Here is a 24,645-nt window from a genome sequence, read left to right on the forward strand (position 1 = left end):
TCCTATCCTACCGTTGTTAATGCATTGTATCGGTATTAAGGTTGCCGGGAACTTGTGTTCCATGCACGGAACTCTACACTTCCGTGCTGCAACATTCCCGTGCATTAGTCGAACACACACGTGACTGCGTTTGCAGGGTGTGTGCAGCGGCCGCGGGGAAACTGCGACCGTTCGGGCCCGGTGTTGTGCCCGAACGTCCATGATCGACGGCCGGCGGGATCAATTGCTGATCTTGGGTGGGATTTCGACTTGGGGTGTTGTGTATGCGTCGCGTTACGGCCAGTCATCACTCGCATTATACTGAACAGACCTCCGATCCACGCATTTGGCGTGATCGTCAGCTCGGACGAGCTGTGCCGTTTTACGGCTCTGAGCTCTTCCAGCTCGGCTGCCCGCCATTGGCCTCCTTCATTGCGGCCTTCCTGGGCTGCCTGATGACGCTGCATCTGGGTGCGACCGGTCTTGCTCCGCCGATTGCATCCGCAGCGGCCGCGCTTCTGTTGAGCGCGTCGCTGATCGTGACCCGGACGGCGAGTCTGGTGCCGAGCACATTCTTCTCGTCCGCCTATGGCGGGAGCTTCGTCGGCATGACGCCGGCGGCGTTGTTGAACGCGAGCATCCTCCGCACAGGCCTGTCGCTCGACTCGACCTTCATCCTCCTGTCGCTGTTTTGCGGATCCGTGTTCTGTCTGGCCTGCGCGCTGGACATGTGGCTGCGCGGCGGGCTGGCCCGCGGCTATGGCGGACGATTGGGCGCCTTGGCGGCATTAGCCTCCTTCCTGTTCATCGGCTTGGCGCCATCGTTCGGCACCGACATCCATCTGTTTCCGATGGCGGGCAAGGGCCTGCTGGAGCAGGGGAGCGGTGCGGCTGCGCTCACCTTCGTCCAGTGCGCTGCAGGCATCATGGCGACGATGGCGGCCCTGCGCTGGGCTCCCGTGGCGGGATCGGCGCGCGCGGTACGCATTGCCGTCGCCGCCGCTGTCGCGTTCGTCGGCCTGCTGGCCTTGCAGCACATCGTCGGCAGCGGCACCTGCGATCTCGAAGCCTATTATGCGGGTTGCTTCGTCGGCATGTCTTCGCCGCGGCGTCTGCGTGGCATCGTTCAGGCGATGGCGGTGGCGGCGGTGCTGACGGTCATGCTGATGATGACCTGTCCGATTCTGCCTGTCGTCGGCGGCAGCCTTGGCTATATCGCCTTCGTCTCGGTCATTTTCGTGGATGCGGCTTTCCTGCTGTTCGTCGAGGCCGGAGAAACGCCGCGCCACACGTTGGTGGCAGCGACGCGGGGCTTGATCGCGGCGCTCGCGATTCTCGCGGTGATGCTGCCGAGCGAACTGCTGATCGAGCAGCAAGCCGGTGTGGCGGCGGGCCACGCCGCCGCGGCGCCGGTGCCGAATCGGCCGCCAGGACCCCGGCCGCTGCAACCCGATGCGGGCCGCACCCTCAGTGATGCGTCTTCGGCGGCGGAAGCGAGCTACGATCTCCCGATGCTGATTTTGCAGCCCGAGCGGCGCGAGCCGTCGAACCTTCAGGCCGAGGATGCTGCTGAGCCCGCCCCGGTCCTCCCCGGCGAGCGTCAGCCTGAGCCGCAGCACGTCACCCGGCACGGCCAGGCGGCGGTCCAGCCGATCCATCCGGCGGTCGTGAAGCGCAACCAGCTACGCGTCGTGCCGCCAGCGACAGCCCGGCCGCGGGTCGTGGCCCGGCAGGACGCGTCGCTGCTGCAAGCATGGCGGCCGGATCCGTCGACAGCGGCGGGGCCATGATGGTGAGGCGCGGCGTGCACAACTGATCCCGCGCAGGCGACCTGCAGTCGCGTGTGCGGTCCATCGTCCGAGGGACAGGAGCGGGAATGACCGACCTCCATGTACGCGGTCTGGAAGTGCCCAAGGCCCTTGATCTCAGGGCATGGTCGGCGGAGCTGTTTTGGTCGTTTTCGCGGAGCGCACAGGCGCTGCCTCTGCCTCCTTTATATCTCGTGCCGCTCGCATCTTTCGCCGGCGCATTCCTCGGCTGCCTGGCGACGCTGTATCTGAGCCAGTTCGGCGTGCCTGCGGCGCTTGCGTCTGCCACGGCCACGCTGCTGATCTGCATTGTCTTGATCGCTGCGCCCAGCCGGAAGCTTGTCCCGGCGACTTTCGCCTCGTCGGCCTATGGCGGCAGCTTTGCCGGCATGACGCCGGTGGCGATGCTCAGCGACAGCGTGGCCCCTTTCGGCCTGTCCGCGGAAACCTCTTTCCTCGTGTTGTCTGCATTTTGCGGGGTGATGTTCCTCGCCTTCTGTACAATCGAAATCCGGCTGCGGATCGTGCTGCTGCGCGGCTATGGCGGCCGTTTCGGCGCGCTCGCAGCGGTGGCGTCGTTCGTCCTGCTCAGTCTGGCACCGATGCTCGGCAATGGCGGCGAGCCGGTCCGTCTGATCGGGATGGACGGGTTTGACCAGGGGCTCGGCGGGACCTTCGTCATCTTCGAGCTCTGTGTCACCGGCATGATCGCAACCATGATCATGCAGAGACTGCCGGGCATGGTCACGGCAGCGCGCGCAGCGCGGATCTTCGTCTCGGCGACCGTAGCCTTCATCGGCCTGTTCGCGCTGCAGCTGATGCGTCCCGACGATCTCCCAGTCGCGGATGCCTATTATGCCGGCTGCTTCCTGGGCATGTCATCGCCGCACCGGCTGCGCGGCGTGCTGCAGCCGCTGCTGGCCGCGGCGACCTTGACTGCCCTTCTGGTGAAGGCCTCAGCAATCTTGCCGAGTGTCGGCGGCAGCCTGGGCTTGGCGGCCTTTCTCTCGGTGGCCGGCGTCGACATGGTCAGCCGGTTGTTCCGCGGCCTGATCGTCTCGCCGGATCATTCGACTGTGGTCTTGCGCGCCAGGGCCCTGGCGTGCGGGCTCACGGCCATGGGCGTACTGCTCCCCGGCGACGTGCTTCAGACTCAGCAGGCTCGCGAAGACACCGGAGCGATCATCATGTCTGCGGAGACCGCTGTCGCGGCGCCGGCCGCCGCGCCGGTTCCTGCGCCAGAGCAGCCGGCCGTGGAGACGTCCGCGCTGGTGGCGCAGGTCACCGCATCCGCCGATCCGGTGCCGCCTGTTGAGGCGAAGCCGGACGTTGTGGCGCCCGTGATTCCGCCGCCGCGCGGCGAGTTGCCGCGTCCGCGCCGCACCCGGCCGCCCGCGACCGTTCTCACGCGCGTGCCGGCCGGCTCCGAGCCCTGGAGCATCATTCGGACCGGAGCGCCGGAGCGGCCGGCACGCGTGGCGGCTCCTCGACCAGCTGCCGCCAAGCGCAGCCCGGCGCCGCGCCCCGCCAATGCCGTGTCACTGTCGTCGAGGCCGGCACCGTCCGCCGCGGACATGCCGCGCTGACGCGGGCTCAGCCGAACTTGCGCCGGGCATCGAGCGCCAGCCCGAGGCCGACGCTGCCGAGCAGGTCGGTCTCGGCGACGCGGGCATGCGGAAACAGCGCGAGGATGGCCTCCCGCAAGGTCGGGACCATGCTCGAACCGCCGGTGAGAAAGATGGTGTTGATGGCAGCCGCTTCGACGTCCGCATCATCGAGCAGCGTCGTCACCGTTCTCACGACCCGCTCGACGGAATCGGCGATGGCACGATCGAAATCCTTGCGGGTGAACTTGATGCGCGCCCAGTCGTCCTTCTCCGACAGTACCGCGGTCGTCGACTTTGCCGCGGTCAGCGCGATCTTGGCCTGCTCGACGCCGATCGCGAGCGTATGGCCGCGATGGTCCTCCACGACCTTGATGAAACGGTCGACGAGGTCCCGCCGGTCGGCCTCATAGCGGATCTGGCGCAGCTCGTTGATGACGCCCTTCTTGTAGAGCTGGTTGATGCGGTGCCAGGTGGCGAGCTCGTGATAGTACAGCGTCGGCAGATTGCGCTTGCCGTCGGCGGTCAGGCTGCCATAGCCGAGATGCGGCATGACGCTCTTGAGGCTGAGCAACCGGTCGAAATCGGTACCGCCGATATGAATGCCGCCATTGGCGAGGATGTCGCCCTCGCGGTCAGCCTCGCTGCGCCGCTCCGGCGACACGCGCACGATCGAGAAGTCCGAGGTGCCGCCACCGATGTCGACGATCAGCACCAGCTCCTCGCGCGTCACCTGCTGCTCATAATCGAGCGCCGCTGCAATCGGCTCGTATTGGAACGCGATGTGCCTGAAGCCCTGCTCGCGCGCGATCTGCTCCAGTGCGGCCTGCGCCTCGGCATCGGCCGCGTCGTCCTTGTCGACGAAGCGCACCGGGCGGCCGAGCACGACCTGATCGATCTCCTGGCCGAGCCGGGTTTCGATCTGCGTTTTCAGATGCGCGAAGAAGAAGCCGAGAATGCCGGCGAACGGCACCGCTTTCTGGCGGATGTAGGTCTTCTCGTGGATCAGCGCGGTGCCGAGAATGCTCTTCAGCGCGCGCATGAAGCGGCCGTCATGGCCGGTCAGGTAGCGCTCGATCGCGCCGCGCCCGAACTGCACGCCGTGATCCTCGAAATCGAAGAACATCGCGCTCGGCAGGGTGCGATGCTCCCCCTCCAGCGGGATCAGTTGTGCGGAGGCGTGATCGCTGAGGCCGACCGTGGTGTTCGAAGTGCCGAAGTCGATGCCGCAATAGGCCGCTGCCGCCATGCTCGTCTCGTTTCCAGTCCGGGGGGCGGTCCGCTTAGCCGTTCGGCGACGCCGTGTCATCCGCGAATCTGCAGACCGACGCGCATGGCAGCGTGCTGGGGTGGGATGACTGGGCACGATTGCTCCATGAAGGAGCAGCCAGGAGCGTTTCGCCGCCTGGCTGCCCAATCCTCATTCAACCGCTCTGAACGCCGGACCTTCGAAGCGCAGGCCCGCGGCGCCGCGCTGGACGCGATCATGCGCGGCGTGGACCAGCCGCGCTTCGCCGGCCTCGGCCAGGCGCGCGCGGCCGTCCAGCAACGCGGCAAGGCGCGTGAGCGCCAGCGCTCGGTTGCGATGCTGGGAGCGGCCGTCGCGCGCGATTGCGGTGAGCCCGGTCGGCAGGTGGATGGCGCGCACAGCGCTCTCCGTCTTGTTCTGGTGCTGGCCGCCGGGCCCGCCGGCGCGAAAGCTCTCGCACCTGACGTCGGCGGCCGCGAGGTCCGGCACCTGGTGCGGCAGCGGCAGATCGACGATGCCGACGAACCAGTTCTTGCGGCCGTGATGCGGCCGCAGCGGACTGCGGCACACCCAGAGCAGCGGGCCCTGCGTCCAGCGCTGCGCGATCTGGTCCGCGAGAGGTCCATCGAGCACGACGATCGCGCTGGCCGGGCCGAGCCGGTCCGCCTCGTTTTGAGCGATCGCGCAATCGCAATCCGCTGCATCGGCTTCGGCTGCGAGCGCTTGGAGTGCATGCGCGACCGCGAGCCTGCACTCGGCGGGACCGCGCCCCGCCGTGAGAAGGAGCCGCCTCATCGGCGGTCCTCCTTGCGCGGTCGGATCGTTGCGATCTTCTTCACCGTGACCAGCGGCCGGAAGCTGGCGACGACGCGCGCAAGCCCGAACGCTTCGAGATCGGCGATGACGCCGGCGATCGGTTTGTAGGCCTCCGGCGCCTCCTCGGCGAGCAGCGCGCGATCCTCGCAGATCACGCGGCCACCGAACGGATTGCGCGACAGCCGCTCGCGATCCGACTTGGTGGCGCCGACGCGGCCGATCATCGACGACCGGTCGAACTTGCGGCCGGCGCCATGGGCGATCGACCACAGTGCCTCCTGGGGCGCCGTGGCGAGCGGTGCGACCAGATAAGACAGCGCGCCACGCGAGCCTGGCACAACGACGAGGCCTTGATCCGACGGTGCCGCACCCTTCCGGTGCAGCATGCCCTCGGCGCGATGCGCGATGCAATTATGCGAGCACGCGCAGACGGAGACGGCCTCGCAGCGCAGGGCCGTCGCTGCCCGCCGTGCGATGATAGCCCGGTTCAACGACGCCCAACGCAGCGCATGATCATGTGCTGCCAGATACGCCTGTCCGGCCTCGGTGTCGGGCGCGAGCGGCTTGAGCCCGTCCGCGACATGCCGTTCGAGCAAGGCGTGGCCGAGGCCGCGCGAGCCCGAATGCACCAGCAGATAGGCGCGGTCGCGATCGATGCCGCAGCTCGGATCGAACACCTCTTCCACCGCCTGCAGCTCACAGAAATGATTGCCGCCGCCGATTGTGCCGAGCGCGGCATCGAAATCGGACGATGGCAGCTCGTGAGCTATCAGCTCGCTTGCGATATCGCCGTCATAGGGCTTTGCGATGTCGCGCAGCCGGTCGGCCGCCTTGTCGACGCGGATGCGGCGGGACGCGAGATCGAGCTGATACAGTGCCATGCCGCAGCCGGCGTCGGAGCCGACGAAGGCCGGATGGATCTGGTCGGCGAGGATGGCGCAGCCGACCGGGCCGAACTTGCCGGGATGCAGGTCCGGCAGGCCGGCGACCGCGCGCACGCCAGGAATGTCAGCGACTGTTTCGAGCTGGCGCACAGCGGCGCCCTCGATCCAGGAGCTGGATGTGTAGAAGCCGTGGACCGGCGCACGGCCGTCCACGCGATGGGAATTGCCCATGTGGGTACCTTGGAGAGATAGGACGATCTTGTCAGGGATAGTCAGCGCGTGCGGACGCACGCGTGCCGGACCAGGCCTCGGCTAAGCGAGGATCAGGCCCGACGGCTCCTGGCGGAGCAACGGATGATCGCAGTCATCGTCTCTCTCCTGTGCGGCGGAGCGGAATGCTCGACGCCGGCGGCTACTAATCACATCGCGAGTGGTTTGACAATTGCGGTGGTGGAGGAGAGCGGCTGGCTGTGGCGGGCGCGACACGGCGTGATTGTCTTGGCGTCAGAACGACGCCAGGAACTCGCCGAGGAGATAGAGGATCTCAGTGGCGACCTGACAATCTTCGCGATAGTCAGTCGATGGCTCGCGGCGGCGGTCGGCGATGGGTCCGTGCCGCGGCGGGCCCAATGCTCAGCCTGACGACATGCATGCTGATCATCGGCTCCGTCCGCGCCCTGGCCGGAAGGACCGATTGACGCGGCGCTGCAATTGGGCGATCCGGAGCCATGTCGATGTCCGAGATCATGACCCTCAGCTCCAGCCGCGAACTCGTCGCAATCGTCGTCGCGCTCGGCATCGGTCTGCTGATCGGACTCGAGCGGGAACGACGGAAGGGCGAGGGGCCGGGACGATCGCCGGCGGGATTGCGGACCTTTGCCGTCGCGTCGCTCGCGGGCGCTATCAGCATGCTGATCGGCGGCAAGATGCTGCTCGCGGTCGTCACCGCCGGTGTCGTCGTCCTGACGGCCATCGCCTATTCGCGGTCCCGCAGCGATGATCCCGGACTGACGTCGGAGACGGCGCTGGTCCTGACGGTTCTGCTGGGGGGGCTCGCCACCGAGCACGCCGCTTTGGCAGCCGGAGTCGCGGTGATCCTGACGGTGCTGCTCGCCGCCCGGCCGGTGCTGCACGGCTTCGTGCGCTCGGTGCTGAGCGAAGGCGAGCTCAAGGACGGACTGATCTTTGCCGCGGCCACCCTGGTGGTGCTGCCGCTGCTTCCCGACCAGCCGATCGGTCCGTTCGGCGCGCTCAACCTGCGCTCGATCTGGATGCTGGTCGTGCTGATGATGGCGATCGGGGCGGCCGGGCATGTTGCGATGCGCCTGCTCGGCGCCCGCGGCGGACTCGCAGTGTCCGGCTTTGCCTCCGGCTTCGTCTCCAGTACGGCCACGATAGGAGCGATGGGCGCCCGCGCGCGGAAGCTGCCTGAGCTGGCCGGAGCCGCCGCGGCGGGCGCAACGCTGTCCACGCTTGCCACCATCGTGCAGCTCGCTGCGGTGCTGGCGGCAACCAGCGTGCCGGCATTCAAGGCGCTGCTGATCCCGCTATTATGTGCGGGCGGGGCGGCCGCGCTCTATGGCGCGGTCTTCACTGTCCTCGGCCTGCGGCAGACGGGCTCCGCGGACCTGGAGCTCGGACGCGCTTTCAGCCTGCCCGGGGCCTTGTTGCTGGCATTGACGATCTCCGTGGTGCTCGTGCTCTCCGCCGGTTTGCGCCAGGCCTTCGGCGAGGCCGGCCTCGTGGTGAGCGCCGCGGTGGCCGGCCTCGTCGACACGCATGCGCCGGCGGCGGCGGCTGCCACGCTCGTCGCCTCCGGGAAGATCAGCACCGCCGAAGCGGTCATTCCGGTGCTCGCGGCGCTGACGGCGAACACCATCAGCAAGATCGTCGTGGCATGGACCAGCGGCGGCGGGTCATTCGCGGCGCGGCTGATACCGGGGCTGATTGTCGTCGTCGCCGCGGCCTGGGCCGGCGCGTTCGCCCCGATCCTCGCGCATGCTGTCTTCACGTATTGACGGGCCGCGGCCTGCGCGTGCGGCCCTCACGTCGCCGACTAAGCGCTGCGCGGCAGCGGCTCGATAGCAGCGGCTCGACGCTGCACCAGCCAGCCGATCGCGTCGTCCTCCTTCATCGGCTTGCCATAGAGCCAGCCCTGGCCGTAGGAGCAGCCGAGCATGCGCAGGCACTCCGCATCCGCCTCGCTCTCGACGCCCTCGGCGATGATGCGGTGGCCGAGCGGCAGGGCCACCGCGGTGATGGCGGCGACGAGCTGCTGATCCCTGCGATTGCCGGCGATGCCGTGGATGAAGGAGCGGTCGATCTTGATGGTGTCGATCTCGACCGCCATCAGGTTGGCGATCGAGGAATGGCCGACGCCGAAATCGTCGATGGCGAGGGCAAAGCCGTATTGATCGATCAGCTTCAGCTCGTCGGCGCAGCGCTTCGGGTCGAACATCGCCTCCTCGGTGACCTCGATCTCGATCCGCTTGGGATCGACCCCGTAGCGCTCCGACACCGTCTTGAGGGTCTGGGCCGGCGAGTGGATCGGGAACTCGCGCGGCGAGACGTTGATCGACACCCTGATCTGCGGCGCCTTCTTGCGGTCGAGCGCGCGCAGGAAGGCGCAGACCCGCTCGCCGACGAACTCCGTGAGCTGCGCGGACAGGCGCAACCGGATCGCCGCGGAGACGATGTCGGGCGGCGGGATCAGTCCCGCGCAGGCGTGGTTCCAGCGCAGCAGCGCCTCGAAGCCGATGATCTCCTGCGTGGCCATTGCGACCTGCGGCTGAAACTCGACATGCAATTCGCGCCGCGCCAGCGCGGCGGCGAGCTCAAAGTCAAGGCGGCGCTGCAATGTCAAAGCGGACTGCATCTGCGCGTCGAACACCCGCATGCAGGCCCGCCCATCCTCCTTGGCGCGATAGAGCGCGGCGTCGGCCCTGGCCGACAGTTCCTCCAGATCGATGGCGCCGGCGGCATGGGCCGCGATGCCGATCGAGCAGCTGACCGTCAAGGGCTGGCCCGCAATCAGGACCGGGCGCAGCAGCGCGCTCATCAGTCGTTCGCCCAGCGCCACTGCGCGACGGTCCGCGTTCGCACCCTGCAGCACCACGATGAACTCGTCGCCGCCCAATCGCACCGGCAGATCATCGGCGCCGCAGGCCGAGCACAGCAGCGCAGCCAATGTCTGCAGCACCCGGTCGCCGGCATCGTGGCCGCGGGTGTCGTTGATGGTCTTGAAGTTGTCGACGTCGAACAGCAGGAACGCGACCCCGGTTCCGGCCGCGCAGGCCGCGCCGGCCACACTGCGGAAGTGGCTGCGATTGGCCAGCCCGGTCAACGAGTCCATCCGCACCAGCCGCTCCAAGGCCTGGTTGGCGTCAGCGAGCGAGGCCGCCAGCGCGGTGGCCTCGAACGCGGTGTTCTGGCTGGTGGTGAAATTGCGTTCGCCGAGCAGCGCCGCGCGGAACAGCATGACGGTCAGGAAGACCACGTCGGCCGCGACGATGTAGCCGACGTCGCTGCCGGAGAGCAGCATGCGCAGAATGGTCGCAGCCATCACCGGGGCGCTGAAGGCGATCGCCATCGGCGAATAGGCGAGGCTCTGGATGATCGCGCCGGTGGTGGTGCCGGCCATGATGAAGACGACGTCGTTGACGTTCTGTGCGTGCGAGAACAGCGGCAAAGCGAGCGGCACCACTGACCAGAGCAGGCCGCTGGCAAGGGCCATCACGGTCAGGCTGCGCAGCACGGGCTGCGGATCCTGCGCGATGCGGCCCGAGGATTTGAGCCGCGAGACCCATCCGGCGCGCAGCACGGCGAAGGCGATCGCGGCGCCGAGCCACCAGAAGATCAGTGTGTTGCCTTCACGGAAATAGAACAGCAGCGCCAGCGAGGTCGCGATCGCCACGTTCGACAGCAGGGTCAGGAAGATGTTCTGCAGCGAGCTCGCGGCCTGGGCTTTCGCCAGCGCTGCCGCCTTGGGGTCGCTGGGTGCGGTCGGCATGCGCGGAACGGAAGGCCCTGCTGAATCGGTGATGGCGGAGGCCGTCCTGGCGACGGCCCATGCGGCAGTCGAAGAGCTTGCGGAAAGGGGACTAAGGCGGCGTTAATCCGCGATGAAATATGCAACCGGGCTGGAACCATCCCGGCAGCCCTGGGCCGGAAGGCCGGTGATGACGCCGCCTTGCGGCCGGCGGCGGCCCAGCCGGTCGGGGTGGGTCATGGCGGGCGCGGACCAGCGGCTGAGGCTCCCGGCGTCGCGGATCGCATGACCGCGACACCCGCTGAGGTTGCTCATTCCCGAAGCTGCGGCTGCAGGCATGTGACCGTCCGCTGGGCAGTCGCCATCTGTCCGGAGCCGGTGCGACCCTGCGCGGCTGCATAATACCGACTTGGCATCAGCCTTGCTCGCGTCGATCCGGGGCTTCTGGCACAAGGATCGACCGCAATGGATTTGGGCGTCTTCATCCCGATCGGCAACAATGGCTGGCTGATCTCCACGGCCTCGCCGCAGTACAAGCCGACGTTCGAGCTCAACAAGCAGATCGTGCAGCGGGCGGAGCATTATGGTTTCGAGTTCGCCCTTTCGATGATCAAGCTGCGTGGGTTCGGCGGCAAGAGCGAGTTCTGGGACTACAATCTGGAAAGCTTCACGCTGATGGCGGGGCTGGCCGCGGTGACCTCGCGGATCAAGCTGTTCGCGTCCACCGCAGTGCTGACCCTGCCGCCGGCGATCGTCGCGCGCATGGCAACCACCATCGATTCCATCTCCGGCGGCCGCTTCGGCATCAATATCGTCTCCGGCTGGGCCAAGGCCGAGTATGAGCAGATGGGATTGTGGCCCGGCGACGACTATTTCGGCTACCGCTACGCCTATTCGACCGAGTATGTGCAGGTGATGCAGGAGCTGTGGCGGACGGGGGCCTCCGACTTCAAGGGCAAGTACTTCCAGATGACGGACTGCCACATGAAGCCGTTGCCGGCGCACAAGATCGAGATCGTGGCGGCGGGGCAGAGTCCGACCGGCATGGCCTTCGCCGCAACCTACGCCGACTATAATTTCGTGCTCGCCTCCGGCGTCAACACGCCGACCGCCCATGTCAAGCTCAACGAGCAGTTGCTCGATGCGGTCGCCAAGACCGGCCGCGACGTCGGCGCCTATGTCCTGTTCATGGTGATCGCGGACGAGACCGACGAGGCGGCCATGGCGAAGTGGCAGGCCTACAAGGACGGCACCGATGTCGATGCACTGGTCTGGATGGCTGACCAGGGCTCGAAGGACCAGTCGGCGGCGGGGTCCTCGACCGCCAAGACCATCAACCTGCCGGAGCAGGCGCTCAACTTCAACATGGGAACCATTGTCGGCTCCTATGCCACGGTGGCCAGGCTGCTCGACGAAGCCGCCAGCGTGCCGGGGACGAAAGGCTTGATGCTGACCTTCGACGATTTCGTCCAGGGCATTGAGAGCTTCGGCCAGCATGTCCAGCCGCTGATGACATCCCGCGCCGCGCGGCTGTTGCCGGCGGCGTGACCGCGCATGCGGCCGGCTCGCGATTGCATGCAAAGGCAAGCGTGGCGGCTTCGCCGCCGCGCCTGCCCGATAGCAATACAGGAGTGGATCTGCTCATGAGCTCCGACGCCACCGACAACTACAAGGGTGTCTATGAAAACCGCCTCGGCTTCGGCGGCCGTCCGGCCCTGATCCTGATCGATTTCGTGCAGGCCTATTTCGAGCCGGTCTGCGACCTCTATGCCGATGTGGACGACGCGTTGGCTGCCGCGATCCGGGTGCGCAATGCCGCCCGCGCCGCCAGGGTTCCGGTGATCTACACCAATGTCGTCTACCATCAGCATGCCTTGAACGGCGGCCGCTTCTATCAAAAGGCGAAGCCGCTGCGGCACTTCCTGGCAGGGAGCCCGCTGGGCGCATGGCCCGCCGGCCTCGACGTCCGGGACGACGAGCTCGTCGTCTCCAAACAATATCCGAGCGCCTTTTTCGGCACCTCGCTCGCCTCGACGCTGACAAGCTGGGGCATCGACACCCTGATCATCACCGGCCTCACCACCAGCGGCTGCGTGAGGGCATCCTGCGTCGATGCCTGCAGCCACGGGTTCATCCCGGTCGTCGTCAGGGAGGCCTGCGGCGATCGTCATCAGGGCCCGCATGAGGCCAATCTGTTCGACATGAACGCGAAGTATGCCGATGTCGTCAGCGAGCAGGACGCGCTGGCCTACATCGCCGGCCTCGCCAAATGAGATGGGCCGCGCGCCGGTCGTCACTTCGACGTTGAAGCATCAAGCGAGGCTGTTACGCTCGCGACTGGATGGATCTCGAACGAGAGGGACGACGATGCCGGACCCAGCCCTGCGGCAGGCGCTCGCAACAGGCGATTTCATTGCGGCACCTGGAGTCTATGATCTCATCTCGGCATTGATCGCCGACCGCATGGGCTTCAAAGCGCTCTACGTCACCGGCTACGGCACGGTCGCCTCGTCGCTCGGCCTGCCTGATGCCGGGCTTGCGACCTATTCGGAGATGCTCGATCGCATCGCCCGCATCGTGGCGATGACGAAGACGCCGGTGATCGCCGATGCCGATACCGGTTATGGAGGCCTCCTCAATGTCCGTCACACCGTGCGCGGCTACGAGAAAGCCGGGGTCACCGCGATCCAGCTCGAGGACCAGGAGTTTCCGAAGAAATGCGGGCACACGCCGCATCGCCGCGTCATTCCCACGGCGGACATGATCCGCAAGATCAAGGTTGCTTCGGACGCGCGCAGCTCCGCCGATTTCCTGATCATCGCCCGCACCGATGCCCGCTCGGGCAAGGGGCTCGACGAGGCGATCAGCCGCGGCCGCGCCTATGCGGACGCCGGCGCCGACATCGTGTTCGTTGAATCCCCGGAAAGCGAGGCGGAGATGGCCGAGATCGGCCGCATGATCGACAAGCCGCTGCTCGCCAACATGGTCAATGGCGGCCGGACGCCAATGCTTTCGGCCGATCGGCTCAAGCAGCTCGGCTTCGCAGTCGCGATCTTTCCGGCGGTCGGCTTCCTGGCGACGGCGGAGGCGCTCACGCGTGCCTATGACGATCTGCGACGGCACGGGACCACGACGGAGGCGGTGCCGATGTTCTCCTTCGCCGAGTTCAACCGGCTGATCGGCTTCGAGGACGTGTGGGAGTTCGAGCGGCGCTATTCCGAGACGGAGTGAGGTGCCGGCGGGCGATCAGGGGATGACGTTGCGCATGAGCGACGCGCCATCCGGCAACGGCCGATGCCTTGCCTCAGCGCCGTGCACGCGCTGCGCCGTTGCAGCAAACCCGAGACGCCGCAGGGTACGACACCCGGACGAACCGCGCTGCTACGGATCGAGCTCGGTATCCCAATACAGATAATCGAGCCAGCTGTCGTGCAGGTAGTTCGGCGGAAACAGCCGGCCGTTGCGATGGAGCTGGTGGACGGTCGGCGCGTAGGGCGCCTGCTTGGGAAACATCTTGGCCTGCTGCGGCGTCAGATTGCCCTTCTTCAGGTTACAGGGCGAGCAGGCGGCGACGACGTTTTCCCAGGTGGTCTGGCCACCCTTGCTGCGCGGAATGACGTGGTCGAAGGTGAGGTCGTCGCCGGAGTGGCAGTATTGGCAGACGAAGCGGTCGCGCAGAAAGACGTTGAAGCGGGTGAAGGCCGGATGCGTCGTCGGTTTGACGAAGGATTTTAGCGAAACGACGCTTGGCAGCTGGATCTCAAAGGATGGACTTCGGATCGCCCTGTCGTAGTACTCGACAATGTTGACGCGATCGAGGAACACCGCCTTGATCGCGTCTTGCCACGACCAGAGAGACAGCGGGTAGTAACTCAGCGGCCGGAAGTCCGCGTTCAGCACCAACACCGGCCAACCGCCTTGCGAGACATGTGCGTTCAAGTAACGCTCCTGGCCTCCATAACGGCTGCGAAGCAGCATGCCCCCAGATACTACATGCAGCGTGACGGGATTGTGAAGCCCCAAGAATGGCTTGACTCCACTTCTCCCACGCTCCCAGCCTGATCTCCAAGTCGGTCGGAACGGTGGCGGAACCTCCCGTCGCTGCATTGCATGTCAGTTGCAGATCGGCGTTGCCGAGGGGCGTGAAACGACGCGGTCACGCCGGCATCCGCTGCAGCTTCTGCAGACAGCGGTGGGTCTGCACCTCGACCGGCATCGGGCGGTCCGGAAAGCTGGTACTCCAGTTGGTTACGCCGACTTCGCCGACATAGATGTCGCCGCGGCTGTCGATCGCCAGGCCGTGAGGAGCCAGGAAACGGCCGGTTTCAAGCCCGGGACCGTGTTCGCCCCCGAGGCGGGCGATGCGCGTTCCGCTCGCATCCGTGATCGTCAGGCGTGGGCCCAGATTAGGAACGTTGAGATTGACAGGCATGCCCGGACCGAGCTCACCAATGATGAAGGTCTTGCGCCTGAACCCGCAGGCGCACAGCGCGCAGGGCCGGTGCAGATTGTTCCACTGCGTCTCGTAGCGGCCATTGCCGTCAAACACCTGAATGCGGTGGTTCTCGCGGTCCGCCACATAGACGAAACCGTCGGCATCGGTCGCGATGTTGTGAACGATGTTGAACTGGCCGGGATCCGAGCCCGGCTCGCCCCAGCTGCGGATCAGCCGGCCGTCGGGCGTGTATTTGTGGACCCGCGCGTTGCCATAGCCGTCGGACACGTAGATCTCGCCGGACGGCGACAGCGCGGTGTGGGTGCAGCGGTTGAACGGCTCGCCGCTCATGAACGGAGCGGGGCGCTCCGGCAGCCCGATGGTCAGCAGCACCTTGCCCTCGGGGGTGCATTTGCGCACCGTATGATCGCCATCATCGGTGCAGTACAGATTGTCATCGGCGTCGATCGACAGGCCATGTGCGCGGCGGAACAGGCCCTCGCCCCAGCTCGTCAGAAAATTGCCGTCGCGATCGAACACGATCATCGGATGAGCGCCGCGGTTGAAGGCGTAGAGGCGATCCTTGCTGTCGACGGCAACGGAAGCGACGTCGCTCAGCGCCCAGCCGTCGGGCAGCTTCGCCCAGTCCTTCACGACGCGATAGATGTAGTCCCCGGTGCCGAGAACGGACATCGCCTGGCGCTCCCCCTGAAAGCTGAAGTCTCGCAAGGCTACACGGTTCTCCCGCGGCGGACATCCGCTCAATCCGCCATCGTCAGCATATGCGCCTCGTGCGGCGGAACGCGGCCGTTCAATGTGTCGAGATAGACCCGCCGCACAGCCTCCGGCCCGCGTGCATCCGTGATCGTGAGCCAGCCATCGAGCCGCGGGGCAAAGTCGCGCCACGCCGCCCGGAGCCGGGTCTCGACGCCGCCCGGCCCCCACGCCTTGGCCCGCTTCCTGATCTGGTCCGGCGCGAAGAACCAGCTGGGCCGGGCGCCGGGAAGCGGCGTGGCGTCGTCGCTGCCGTCCTGATGCGTCAGGCCGACGCGGCCGGAATAGACGAGATTGTCGCCATAGTGCCGATGCAGCGCGGCGCGCAGGCCAGCATGGCCCGCCATGTCGACGAATGCCGCGCGCGTTGTCGCGTCGAGCGTGTCGACCGCGTCATAGGTCACCACCTCATCGTAGCAGCCGAGCGAGCAGACGAAGGCGGCGTTGGACGGCGAGGTCAGCCCGATCACGCGGATGCCCCGGCGCTGCGTATGCAGGAGGTGCGCGAGGCCGAAGGCGGTCTTGCTCGAGGCCGACGACAGGATCACGGTGGTCGCGCCGAAATGCATCTGCTCGGCCAGGAAGTCGTCGACCAGGAACGACAGCATGAACAGCGGCCGGAGCAGAGCCTGGTGGTCGCCTTGCCGACCGGCGAAGGCCGCATCGCCGCCGACGCGCGCATAGACGTTGTAGACCGGTGCGACGCCCTGGCGATGCGCGGCCGCGTCGCGCAGGCTGCGCTTGCTGATATCGGCGGCTTCGATGCAAAGATGCGTCGCCATCGGGAAGTAGCCGAACAAGCGCTCACCCTCGGCGACCGCCGGATTGCGGGACGCGATCACGTCGCCGAAGCCCCAGACCGGAATGATGCCGAAGCCGTCGGGCGCGGGAAACAGCTGCCAGTATTTCAGCTGCTCGCCGAGCAGCGCGTAAGTGATGTTGTTGGCGGTGAAGGCGAAGCGGTCGACCTTCACCAGCAGCGCATCGCTCGGCAGCGCGTCACGGTCAGGACGTTCCGTGCTGATTGTCCGGCAAGTCTCCAGATCCTGGCGTGCGACGATGAAGTCGTTCGATTGCATGATGGAACCTCGGCCGTTCATGGGCATCGCATGCCCGATCCTGGCCGTTATACATGACCATTTTGCAACCCCAACTTTGTTTCAAACGGCGTGCGCCGGCGTTGTTAGTTGGCCGGCGCGATGATGCCCTCCCGCTTCTTGAGCACGCGGTAATAGCTCCACCACAGATGCGCGGCCGCGCCGCGCAGCGGTCGCCAGCCTTCCGCCAGCGGCATTATCTGCTTGGCGGTCGGGCGTGTTGCCAGGCCCAGCCCGACCTTCACCGCTTCCTGCACCGCCAGATCGCCGGCCGGCCAGGCATCGCCATGCCCCAGGCAGAACAAGAGATACACGTCCGCCGTCCAGGGCCCGATGCCGGGCAGGGCGGTCAGCGTCGCGTGTGCGGCATCGGCGTCCTCATTGGCGAGCACGTCGAGATTGAGCCGCCCGGCGCCGAGTTCGCGCGCGATGTGCTTGAGCGTCTTGATCTTGGCGGCGGAGAGGCCGAGCCGTCCCAGCCGGTCGGCGCGGGCGCGGCGGATCGCGTCGGGATCGAATGGGTCGAACGCCGCCTGCAGTCGGCCCCATATCGCCGCCGCGCTCGCGGTCGACAGTTGCTGGCCGCAGACGATGTGGGCGATGCCGGCAAAGCCCGGCTCCCGCCGCCGCAGCGCCGGCATGCCGGTTGCGGCCAGGATCGGCGCCAGCCGCTTGTCCTGCGTCACCAGCGTGCGGACCGCGTCCTCGAGGACATCCTGGCTGTCGAGGTGCAGGGTCATGGGCTCTTGGGACTTTCTCCAGCGTCATGCGCGCGGGCTTGACCCGCGCATCCATCTCGGATCGAACCTTCCTACAAAGGATCATTGTCGGATCACGTCTGCTCAACTCCGGCAAGGACGATGTGACATGCCACCCGTTTTCCGATTTGCCCCCAGCCCGAACGGCTACCTGCATCTCGGCCATGCCTATTCGGCACTTTTGAACTTCCAGCGCGCGCAGGACGCCGGCGGCCGCTTCCTGCTGCGCATCGAGGACATCGACCCGACCCGCTGCCGGCCCGACTATGAGCAGGCGATCTACGAGGATCTTGCCTGGCTTGGCATCACCTGGGAGCTGCCGGTGCGGCGGCAGTCGGAGCATTTGCCGGAGTATCGCGCGGCGCTGGCGCGGCTGCAGGCCATGGGGCTCGTCTATCCGAGCTTCGAGAGCCGGGCCGAGATTGCCCGCCTGGTGGCGCAACGGGACGCCGACGGCGACTGGCCGCGTGATCCCGACGGCTCCCCGCTGTATCCGGGAGCGGCCAGGCAGCTGTCTGATGCTCAGCGTGCAGAGCTGATGGCGCGGGGCATGCCTTATGCGTTGCGGCTCGACATGGCGGCTGCGGTCGCGCGGGTGGGCGAGGTGAGCTGGGACGAGCTCGGCAGCGGGCCGGCCGGAGAGACCGGCGTCACAATTGCGCGGCCTGAGGCGTGGGGGGACGTGGTGCTCGCGCGCAAGGAGACGCCGACCAGCTATCACCTTTCCGTGGTGATCGACGATGCCCTGCAGGGGGTCTCCGAGGTCGTCCGCGGCCAGGATCTGTTTCAAGCCACCAGCGTCCATCGGCTGCTCCAGGCCTTGCTCGGCCTGCCTGCGCCGCTCTATCGCCATCACCAACTGATTCGCGATGGCGATGGCCACAAGCTGTCCAAGTCCAATCGCGCGACCGGATTGCGCGCTCTGTGCGCGGAAGGCGTATCATCGGCGGAAATCCGACACAGGATTGGCTTGGTGTAGCCGTTTCGGCTGCTTTGTCCGGTCTCTTCGCATGTTTCCGGCGGGGACAACCTCGGGCGGATCGTGACACCCGGGAACGACCGTGCCATGCTGACAAGCAGCGCGGGTAATCGGGAGCTTCAATCGAAAGCGGCACGAGAGACATGACAGTAGAAGTGCCCCTTCGTTTCCGGAGTTCATGTCATAGGGGCCATGATGAAGCGCGTTCGGAAGATGAGTACGGGGCGTCGGGCCCGATCGGCTAAGCCGGCCGCGTCCAGGGCCGCCGGCGCGTCCGCGACGCGCGGCGGAAAGGCGCCCTCCACGGCAGAACAGTCCCGCGCGTCAGCCGGCAAGACGACGGCGGCTAAAGAGCGCGCCAAAGCGCGGCCTTTGAAGAAGCGGGTTCCTCAGGTCACGGCGATGGCTGGGGTCGATCGGAACGTGGCCAAAACTGGATCCACCAAGTCGGGGTCCACCAAGTCTGGATCGGCCAAGCCGGTGCTGAAGGCCGCCGCAACAGCAACGCCGGCCGCGGGGGTCGTCGAAGCCGCCTTGGCGGTCTTCGCGCACGAGGTCCGGACGCCACTCACTGGCATTCTCGCCATCAGCGATCTGCTCGCCACCTCCGAACTCGGCGAGCGTGAGCGGCGCTGGGTCGATACGATCAAGGCCGGCGCCGAGCATTTGTCGAGTCTGGCCACCTTGTTCGTGGACGCCGCCAAGGACGAGACCACCGGCGCGTCGCTGCGGGAGGATCTGTTCGATCTGCGCGTGCTGGCCCGCGCCGCCGGCGACTCGCTGTCGGGGCGCGCTGCCGCCAAGGGGTTGGAGGCGCGCGTCGACGTGTCCGACGCGCTGCCAGGGCTGGTGATCGGTGATCCCGTACGGCTGCGCGCGGCGCTGGAAAACCTGATCGACAATGCCGTGAAGTTCACGGAGCAGGGGGGCGTCGCGCTCGAGATCGCCCTGGCCAAGGCGGCCGGCGGCAAGCCGGCGAGGCGCGCCGCCAAAGGCAAGGTTGCGGTCGCCTTCCGCGTCTCGGACTCCGGCATCGGCCTGACCCTGCAGGAGATCAAGCGGCTGTTCCGGCCGTTCAGCCAGGCCAATGTCACCATCGCCTCGCGCTTTGGCGGGGCCGGCCTCGGCCTGTCGTCGGTCCGGCAACTGGCGCGGGCCATGGGAGGCGACGTGGTCGTGACGCCGCATGAGGGGGGCGGCACGACGTTCACGCTGACGGTCACGCTGCTGGTCGCCGCGGCCCCGCATACGACGATGGGTGAAGGCGAGGACGGCGTCACCTTGGCGCCGGCGCGACCGTTGCGGATCCTCGGGGTCGAGGACAACCCGTTCGGTCGCGTGGTGCTCAACACCATCCTCAATGAGCTCGGCCATCAGGCCGAGTTCATCGGACGCGGTGAGGCTGCGCCGGAGCGGATCGCGGCAGGAAGCTACGATGCGGTGCTGATGGACATGGTGCTGCCGGGGATCAACGGCATCGAGACGGTCGCGCGGATCCGCGCCCTCGGCGCCCCGCATGGCGACATCCCGATCATCGGCGTGTCCGGCCGCGGCGAGGATGAGGCTGCCTCGCGCGCTGCCGGTGCCGATGCGTTCCTGCTCAAGCCCGTTTCGCCGCGGGCTCTAGCGACTGCGCTTCTTGAAGTGACACACCGCGCGGCAGCCGCGACTTGATGATCGATGCGTTCAGTTCGCCGCCATACACGAAGATCGCGGCGATGAAATAGAGGAACACGAGTGCGATGATCACGGAGGCGAGCCCCGCATACATCGTCACGTAATTGTTGGCGAACCGCGCCAGATACTGGCCGAACACGATGCCCGACACCAGCGAGGCGATGAAGGTGAAGACGATGCCCGGCATGATCTGCATGAAGCTGCGGCGTCCCGCCGGCAGCCAGGCATGCAGGATGAACAGGGCGACGATCAGGGCGCTGATGGTGATGCCGTAGCGCGAAAGGTTGACGAAGCGCTCATTGGCTTCGACCGCGAGCGGCAGATAGCGCCGCGCCGTGGCTAACACCAGCGGGCCCAGCACGATCAGGAACGACATCGCCAGCGCCGTGAAGGCCGCGACCAGCGTATAACCAATCGATTCCAGCCGCAGCCAATACCAGCGGCGCTGCTCGATGACGCCATAGGCGCGGTTGAGCGCGACCCGCAACGCTTCGACGCCGTTCGAGGCAAAGTAGACCGCGAGCACGGCGCCGATGGTCAGCGCGTCGGTCCGGGTCGTGGTCAACACGTCGTGGATCTCGCCGGTCAGCGCATCCGCGACCTGGGCTGGCCAGGTTTCCAGCATCAAGGTGGCGGCCTGATCGGCGAGCTCCTTGGAGCCGAGGAAGCCGGCGAGAGAGGTCAGGACGATCAGGAACGGAAACAGCGCCATCAGCGTGGACAGCGCGATATGGCTCGCGATCGCCCAGCCGTCATCGGCGAGGAACGTGTAGAACGCATCCATGACCACGTGGAAGATGTAGCGAAGCGCCTTCACCTGTCCCTGCACTCCGCGAAAACAACCGGTCCTCTACAATCCAATAATACGGGCGCAAAAGCCAGAAGTTGCAGCAGCCGGCATCCGATCCGCCATGGCGCTCCCAGCCGCGCGGTGTTATCTAGCCCCAATGGCTTCACTCCTCGGTAAATTCATCCTTCCTATCGCCATCGGCGCAGTCGCCTTGGTGCTGTTCCTCGGCCTCGTCAACATGACGCGCGGCGGTTCGCCGAATTTGTCGCAGAAGCTCATGCGCTGGCGGGTGATCCTGCAGTTCGTTGCGGTCGTCATTGCAATGGCGGCCATCTGGGCCATGGGACGTTGATGGGACGTTGAGAACAACATGGTAGTCCTTAATCGCATCTACACGCGCACCGGTGACGACGGCACGACCGCGCTTGGCAATGGTGAGCGCCGTCCCAAATATGATCTGCGCGTCTCGGCCTATGGAACCGTCGACGAGACCAACGCCGCCATTGGCGTCGCCCGGCTCCATCTCGGCGAAGCGCCCGAGATCGACGCGATGCTGGGGCTGATCCAGAACGATCTGTTCGACCTCGGTGCGGACCTGGCGGTGCCGCAGCGCGAGGGCAAGGCGGAGCGGCTGCGCGTCGTCGCCAGCCAGGTCGACCGGCTGGAGCGCGACATCGATGCGCTCAACGAGCGCCTCTCGCCCTTGACCTCGTTCGTGCTCCCGGGCGGAACTCCGGCGGCGGCGCATCTGCACGTCGCCCGTACCATTTGCCGCAGGGCGGAACGAATGATCGCGGAACTCGCAGGGAGGCCGGACGAGCCCGTCAGCGAGGCCGCCATCCGCTATATGAACCGGCTGTCGGATTTCCTGTTCGTGGCCAGCCGCGCCGCGAACCGCAACGGCGCAGGTGACGTATTGTGGGTGCCAGGGCAGAACCGTTAACCCGGCGGCGTGCGAGGTTGCTTTTTTCACCCCTCGCGCGTTGACCGGGGGGTACGGGCGCTTTAGGTTCCGCGCCCGAAAGGTCAACCCCGGACAAATTAGAGCGAAAGAGGATCGATGAAGGTTCTGGTGCCGGTCAAGCGGGTGGTCGATTACAACGTCAAGGTCCGCGTCAAGAGCGACGGATCGGGCGTTGAGCTCGCCAACGTCAAGATGTCGATGAATCCGTTCGACGAGATCGCCGTTGAGGAAGCGCTGCGGCTGAAGGAAGCCGGCAAGGCGACCGAGGTGGTGGTGGTCTCGATTGGGCCCGCGCAGGCCTCCGAGACGATCCGCACGGCGCTGGCGATGGGCGCCGATCGCGGCATCCTGGTCAAGGCCGAGGGCAATGTGGAACCGCTGGCGGTGGCCAAGATCCTCAAATCGGTCGCCCAGGAGGAACAGCCCGGACTGATCATCCTCGGCAAGCAGGCGATCGACGACGATTCGAACCAGACCGGCCAAATGCTGGCGGCGCTGCTCGGCTGGGCGCAGGCGACCTTCGCCTCCAAGCTCGAGGTCGACGGCTCGGACTTCAAGGTCACCCGCGAGGTCGATGGCGGCCTGCAGACCGTGAAGCTCAAGGGACCGGCGATCGTCACCACCGATCTGCGCCTCAATGAGCCGCGCTACGCCTCGCTGCCGAACATCATGAAGGCGAAGAAGAAGCCGATCGCCGAGAAGACCGCCGCCGATACCGGCGTCGATCTCACGCCGCGTCTCGAGATCCTCAAGACCACCGAGCCGGCAGGCCGCAAGGCCGGCGTCAAGGTCAAGGACGTCGCCGAGCTCGTCAACAAACTCAAGACCGAGGCGGGGGTGCTCTGATGGCCACGCTGCTGATTGCCGAACACGACAATGCCGGGATCAAGGACGCGACCAACAAGGCGCTGACGGCGGCCACAGCCCTCGGCGCCGATGTCGACGTGCTGGTCGCGGGCCAGGGCGCCAAGGGTGCTGCGGAAGCTGCCGCCAAGCTCGCCGGCGTCAAGAAGGTGCTGCTGGCTGATGACGCGGCCTATGCGCATGATCTCGCCGAGCCGCTCGCCGACCTCGTCGTCAAGCTCGCCGCGACCTACGATGCGATCGTCGCGCCCGCGACCTCGCGCTTCAAGAACGTGATGCCGCGCATCGCCGCTCTGCTCGACGTGATGCAGGTGTCGGAGATCATCAAGGTCGTCGCGCCCGACACGTTCGAGCGGCCGATCTATGCCGGCAACGCGATCCAGACCGTGAAGTCGAAGGACGCCAAGAAGGTCATCACCGTGCGCACCTCGACCTTCGCCGCTGCCGGCGAGGGTGGCAGCGCGTCAGTCGAGACCGTCGCGGCGGCCGGCGATCCGGCGCTGTCGAGCTTCCTCGGCGAGGAGGTCGCCAAGAGCGACCGGCCCGAGCTGACCTCAGCCAAGATCATCGTCTCCGGCGGCCGCGCGATGCAGAGCCGCGAGAACTTCGCCAAATACATCGAGCCGCTCGCCGACAAGCTCGGCGCCGGCGTCGGCGCCTCGCGCGCCGCGGTCGATGCCGGCTATGCGCCGAACGATTGGCAGGTCGGCCAGACCGGCAAGGTCGTGGCTCCGGAGCTGTATGTGGCCGTCGGCATTTCCGGCGCGATCCAGCATCTCGCCGGCATGAAGGACTCCAAGGTGATCGTCGCCATCAACAAGGATGAAGATGCGCCGATCTTCCAGGTGGCCGATTATGGCCTGGTGGCGGACCTCTACCAGGCGGTTCCCGAACTGACCGACGCGCTCGGCAAGCTCGGTAAGTAACGCTTGTGACACCGGCCGCATGGGACCTCGGCGGCCGGTGTTCTCACTTCTAGGGCATGGACGGACGCAGATGGCGCGCCGTTCCGGTGGATGACAACATGGCTCAGATCAACAAGCTCGGTGTGATCGGCGCGGGACAGATGGGCAACGGCATCGCGCATGTTGCCGCCCTGGCCGGGCTCGACGTGGTGCTCAACGACGTCACCTCCGACCGGTTGAAATCGGGCATGGCGACAATCAATGGCAACCTGACCCGCCAGGTGGCCAAGAAGGTCATTTCCGACGAGGCGCGCAGCAAGGCGCTGAACCATATCTCGCTCGCCGACAGCCTCGACGGCCTCGCCGATTGCGATCTGGTCATCGAGACCGCGATCGAAAAGGAAGACGTCAAGCGCAAGATCTTCCATGACCTCTGCGCGGTCCTGAAGCCGGAGGCGCTGATCGCCTCCAACACCTCGTCGATCTCGATCACGCGGCTTGCCGCCTGCACCGACCGGCCCGAGCGCTTCATCGGCATTCATTTCATGAATCCGGTTCCGCTGATGGAGCTGGTTGAGCTCATCCGCGGCATCGCCACCGACGACACGACCTTCGAGGCGGCCAAGGAGTTCGTCGGCCGGCTCGGCAAGCAGATCGCGGTGTCCGAGGACTTCCCGGCGTTCATCGTCAACCGTATCCTGCTGCCGATGATCAACGAGGCGATCTACACGCTGTATGAGGGCGTCGGCAATGTCGAGGCGATCGATGCGGCGATGAAGCTCGGCGCGCATCATCCGATGGGCCCGCTGGAGCTGGCCGATTTCATCGGCCTCGATACCTGCCTGTCGATCATGCAGGTGCTGCATGAGGGGCTGGCGGATTCCAAGTACCGGCCGTGCCCGCTGCTGGTGAAATATGTCGAGGCCGGCTGGCTCGGCCGCAAGACGCAGCGCGGCTTCTACGATTATCGCGGGCCCAAGCCGGTCCCGACGCGCTGACCGCACAACCCCGCGTTGGATAGGCCAATCGATACGCTTCGTTAAGGCTGCCGGGTTAGAGTGCCCGTAACGAGGG

Annotated in this window: 23 protein-coding genes; 14 read left to right on the plus strand and 9 right to left on the minus strand. The window is 66.4% G+C overall.

What is annotated here, in order from left to right:
- Nucleotides 1–434 precede the first annotated feature (434 nt).
- Together BBTA_RS05290 and BBTA_RS05295 are read left to right on the plus strand one after the other, a co-directional pair.
- A complete protein-coding gene (locus BBTA_RS05290; protein WP_244424358.1) occupies nt 435–1,769 on the plus strand; it encodes a hypothetical protein in 1,335 nt (444 codons plus the stop codon).
- Nucleotides 1,770–1,855: 86 nt separating this feature from the next.
- Entirely contained in the window at nt 1,856–3,373 is a 1,518-nt protein-coding gene (locus BBTA_RS05295; protein ID WP_049795314.1) for a hypothetical protein, read from the plus strand.
- A 7-nt stretch (nt 3,374–3,380) separates the two neighbouring features.
- Here the strand turns inward: BBTA_RS05295 and BBTA_RS05300 are convergent, their stop codons facing one another.
- The 3 genes from BBTA_RS05300 to BBTA_RS05310 form a co-directional block, all read right to left on the minus strand.
- Complete coding sequence (locus BBTA_RS05300; protein WP_012041419.1) at nt 3,381–4,640, minus strand: Hsp70 family protein; 1,260 nt, start codon at nt 4,638–4,640, stop codon at nt 3,381–3,383.
- 171 nt (nt 4,641–4,811) lie between these two features.
- Nucleotides 4,812–5,435 (minus strand): peptide chain release factor H, encoded by a 624-nt coding sequence (gene prfH / locus BBTA_RS05305; protein WP_012041420.1) that lies wholly within the window; start codon nt 5,433–5,435, stop codon nt 4,812–4,814.
- On the minus strand, nt 5,432–6,571 hold the full coding sequence (locus BBTA_RS05310) for an RNA ligase RtcB family protein (RefSeq protein ID WP_012041421.1): 1,140 nt from the start codon (nt 6,569–6,571) through the stop codon (nt 5,432–5,434). Before BBTA_RS05310 ends, prfH begins: the two co-directional genes overlap by 4 nt.
- Before the next feature lie 123 nt (nt 6,572–6,694).
- On the opposite strand from BBTA_RS05310, the gene BBTA_RS05315 reads away from it, so the two are divergent.
- Together BBTA_RS05315 and BBTA_RS05320 are read left to right on the plus strand one after the other, a co-directional pair.
- Nucleotides 6,695–6,982 (plus strand): hypothetical protein, encoded by a 288-nt coding sequence (locus tag BBTA_RS05315; protein WP_041750352.1) that lies wholly within the window; start codon nt 6,695–6,697, stop codon nt 6,980–6,982.
- 86 nt (nt 6,983–7,068) lie between these two features.
- Nucleotides 7,069–8,358, plus strand: a complete 1,290-nt coding sequence (locus BBTA_RS05320) for a DUF4010 domain-containing protein (protein WP_012041422.1) — start codon at nt 7,069–7,071, stop codon at nt 8,356–8,358.
- A 38-nt stretch (nt 8,359–8,396) separates the two neighbouring features.
- On the opposite strand, the gene BBTA_RS05325 is transcribed toward BBTA_RS05320, so the two are convergent.
- Nucleotides 8,397–10,349 carry a bifunctional diguanylate cyclase/phosphodiesterase gene (locus BBTA_RS05325; protein ID WP_012041423.1) on the minus strand — a complete coding sequence of 651 codons (1,953 nt, stop codon included), beginning with the start codon at nt 10,347–10,349 and terminating at the stop codon, nt 8,397–8,399.
- A 444-nt stretch (nt 10,350–10,793) separates the two neighbouring features.
- Between BBTA_RS05325 and rutA the strand changes: the two genes are divergently transcribed.
- The 3 genes from rutA (at nt 10,794) to BBTA_RS05345 (ending at nt 13,559) form a co-directional block, all read left to right on the plus strand.
- Complete coding sequence (gene rutA, locus BBTA_RS05335) at nt 10,794–11,876, plus strand: pyrimidine utilization protein A (RefSeq protein ID WP_012041424.1); 1,083 nt, start codon at nt 10,794–10,796, stop codon at nt 11,874–11,876.
- Nucleotides 11,877–11,971: 95 nt separating this feature from the next.
- Nucleotides 11,972–12,601 (plus strand): isochorismatase family protein, encoded by a 630-nt coding sequence (locus tag BBTA_RS05340; protein ID WP_041751256.1) that lies wholly within the window; start codon nt 11,972–11,974, stop codon nt 12,599–12,601.
- Between the two features lie 94 nt (nt 12,602–12,695).
- Nucleotides 12,696–13,559, plus strand: coding sequence for an oxaloacetate decarboxylase (locus BBTA_RS05345; RefSeq protein WP_012041426.1), 864 nt, complete (start codon nt 12,696–12,698; stop codon nt 13,557–13,559).
- Nucleotides 13,560–13,709: 150 nt separating this feature from the next.
- On the opposite strand, the gene BBTA_RS05350 is transcribed toward BBTA_RS05345, so the two are convergent.
- From BBTA_RS05350 to BBTA_RS05365, 4 genes are all read right to left on the minus strand, one after another.
- Complete coding sequence (locus BBTA_RS05350; RefSeq protein WP_012029992.1) at nt 13,710–14,267, minus strand: HNH endonuclease; 558 nt, start codon at nt 14,265–14,267, stop codon at nt 13,710–13,712.
- Between the two features lie 217 nt (nt 14,268–14,484).
- The gene (locus BBTA_RS05355) at nt 14,485–15,456 is read right to left on the minus strand and encodes a peptidyl-alpha-hydroxyglycine alpha-amidating lyase family protein (protein ID WP_012041427.1); all 972 of its coding nucleotides are present in this window, start codon (nt 15,454–15,456) and stop codon (nt 14,485–14,487) included.
- Nucleotides 15,457–15,524: 68 nt separating this feature from the next.
- Nucleotides 15,525–16,616, minus strand: a complete 1,092-nt coding sequence (locus BBTA_RS05360; protein WP_012041428.1) for a DUF2855 family protein — start codon at nt 16,614–16,616, stop codon at nt 15,525–15,527.
- A gap of 104 nt (nt 16,617–16,720) precedes the next feature.
- Nucleotides 16,721–17,374 (minus strand): DNA-3-methyladenine glycosylase, encoded by a 654-nt coding sequence (locus BBTA_RS05365; protein WP_012041429.1) that lies wholly within the window; start codon nt 17,372–17,374, stop codon nt 16,721–16,723.
- A gap of 127 nt (nt 17,375–17,501) precedes the next feature.
- Here BBTA_RS05365 and gluQRS point away from each other — a divergent pair, with 127 nt between their 5' ends.
- Together gluQRS and BBTA_RS05375 are read left to right on the plus strand one after the other, a co-directional pair.
- Complete coding sequence (gene gluQRS, locus BBTA_RS05370; protein WP_012041430.1) at nt 17,502–18,371, plus strand: tRNA glutamyl-Q(34) synthetase GluQRS; 870 nt, start codon at nt 17,502–17,504, stop codon at nt 18,369–18,371.
- A gap of 402 nt (nt 18,372–18,773) precedes the next feature.
- A complete protein-coding gene (locus BBTA_RS05375; protein WP_244424364.1) occupies nt 18,774–20,045 on the plus strand; it encodes an ATP-binding protein in 1,272 nt (423 codons plus the stop codon).
- Here the strand turns inward: BBTA_RS05375 and BBTA_RS05380 are convergent.
- Entirely contained in the window at nt 19,972–20,865 is an 894-nt protein-coding gene (locus tag BBTA_RS05380) for a YihY/virulence factor BrkB family protein (protein ID WP_041751257.1), read from the minus strand. The two genes, BBTA_RS05375 and BBTA_RS05380, sit on opposite strands and share 74 nt — an antisense overlap.
- Before the next feature lie 130 nt (nt 20,866–20,995).
- On the opposite strand from BBTA_RS05380, the gene BBTA_RS05385 reads away from it, so the two are divergent.
- From BBTA_RS05385 to BBTA_RS05405, 5 genes are all read left to right on the plus strand, one after another.
- On the plus strand, nt 20,996–21,190 hold the full coding sequence (locus tag BBTA_RS05385) for a twin transmembrane helix small protein (protein ID WP_012041433.1): 195 nt from the start codon (nt 20,996–20,998) through the stop codon (nt 21,188–21,190).
- Between the two features lie 18 nt (nt 21,191–21,208).
- A complete protein-coding gene (locus tag BBTA_RS05390) occupies nt 21,209–21,781 on the plus strand; it encodes a cob(I)yrinic acid a,c-diamide adenosyltransferase (protein WP_012041434.1) in 573 nt (190 codons plus the stop codon).
- Nucleotides 21,782–21,898: 117 nt separating this feature from the next.
- Nucleotides 21,899–22,648: an electron transfer flavoprotein subunit beta/FixA family protein gene (locus BBTA_RS05395; RefSeq protein WP_012041435.1), complete on the plus strand. Its 750-nt coding sequence runs from the start codon at nt 21,899–21,901 to the stop codon at nt 22,646–22,648.
- Entirely contained in the window at nt 22,648–23,592 is a 945-nt protein-coding gene (locus BBTA_RS05400) for an electron transfer flavoprotein subunit alpha/FixB family protein (protein WP_012041436.1), read from the plus strand. The genes BBTA_RS05395 and BBTA_RS05400 overlap by 1 nt, the downstream gene beginning before the upstream one ends.
- A gap of 98 nt (nt 23,593–23,690) precedes the next feature.
- Complete coding sequence (locus BBTA_RS05405; protein WP_012041437.1) at nt 23,691–24,569, plus strand: 3-hydroxybutyryl-CoA dehydrogenase; 879 nt, start codon at nt 23,691–23,693, stop codon at nt 24,567–24,569.
- Nucleotides 24,570–24,645: the final 76 nt, after the last annotated feature.

The organism is Bradyrhizobium sp. BTAi1, from assembly GCF_000015165.1.
In the GTDB taxonomy this organism is placed as follows: Bacteria; Pseudomonadota; Alphaproteobacteria; order Rhizobiales; family Xanthobacteraceae; genus Bradyrhizobium; species Bradyrhizobium denitrificans.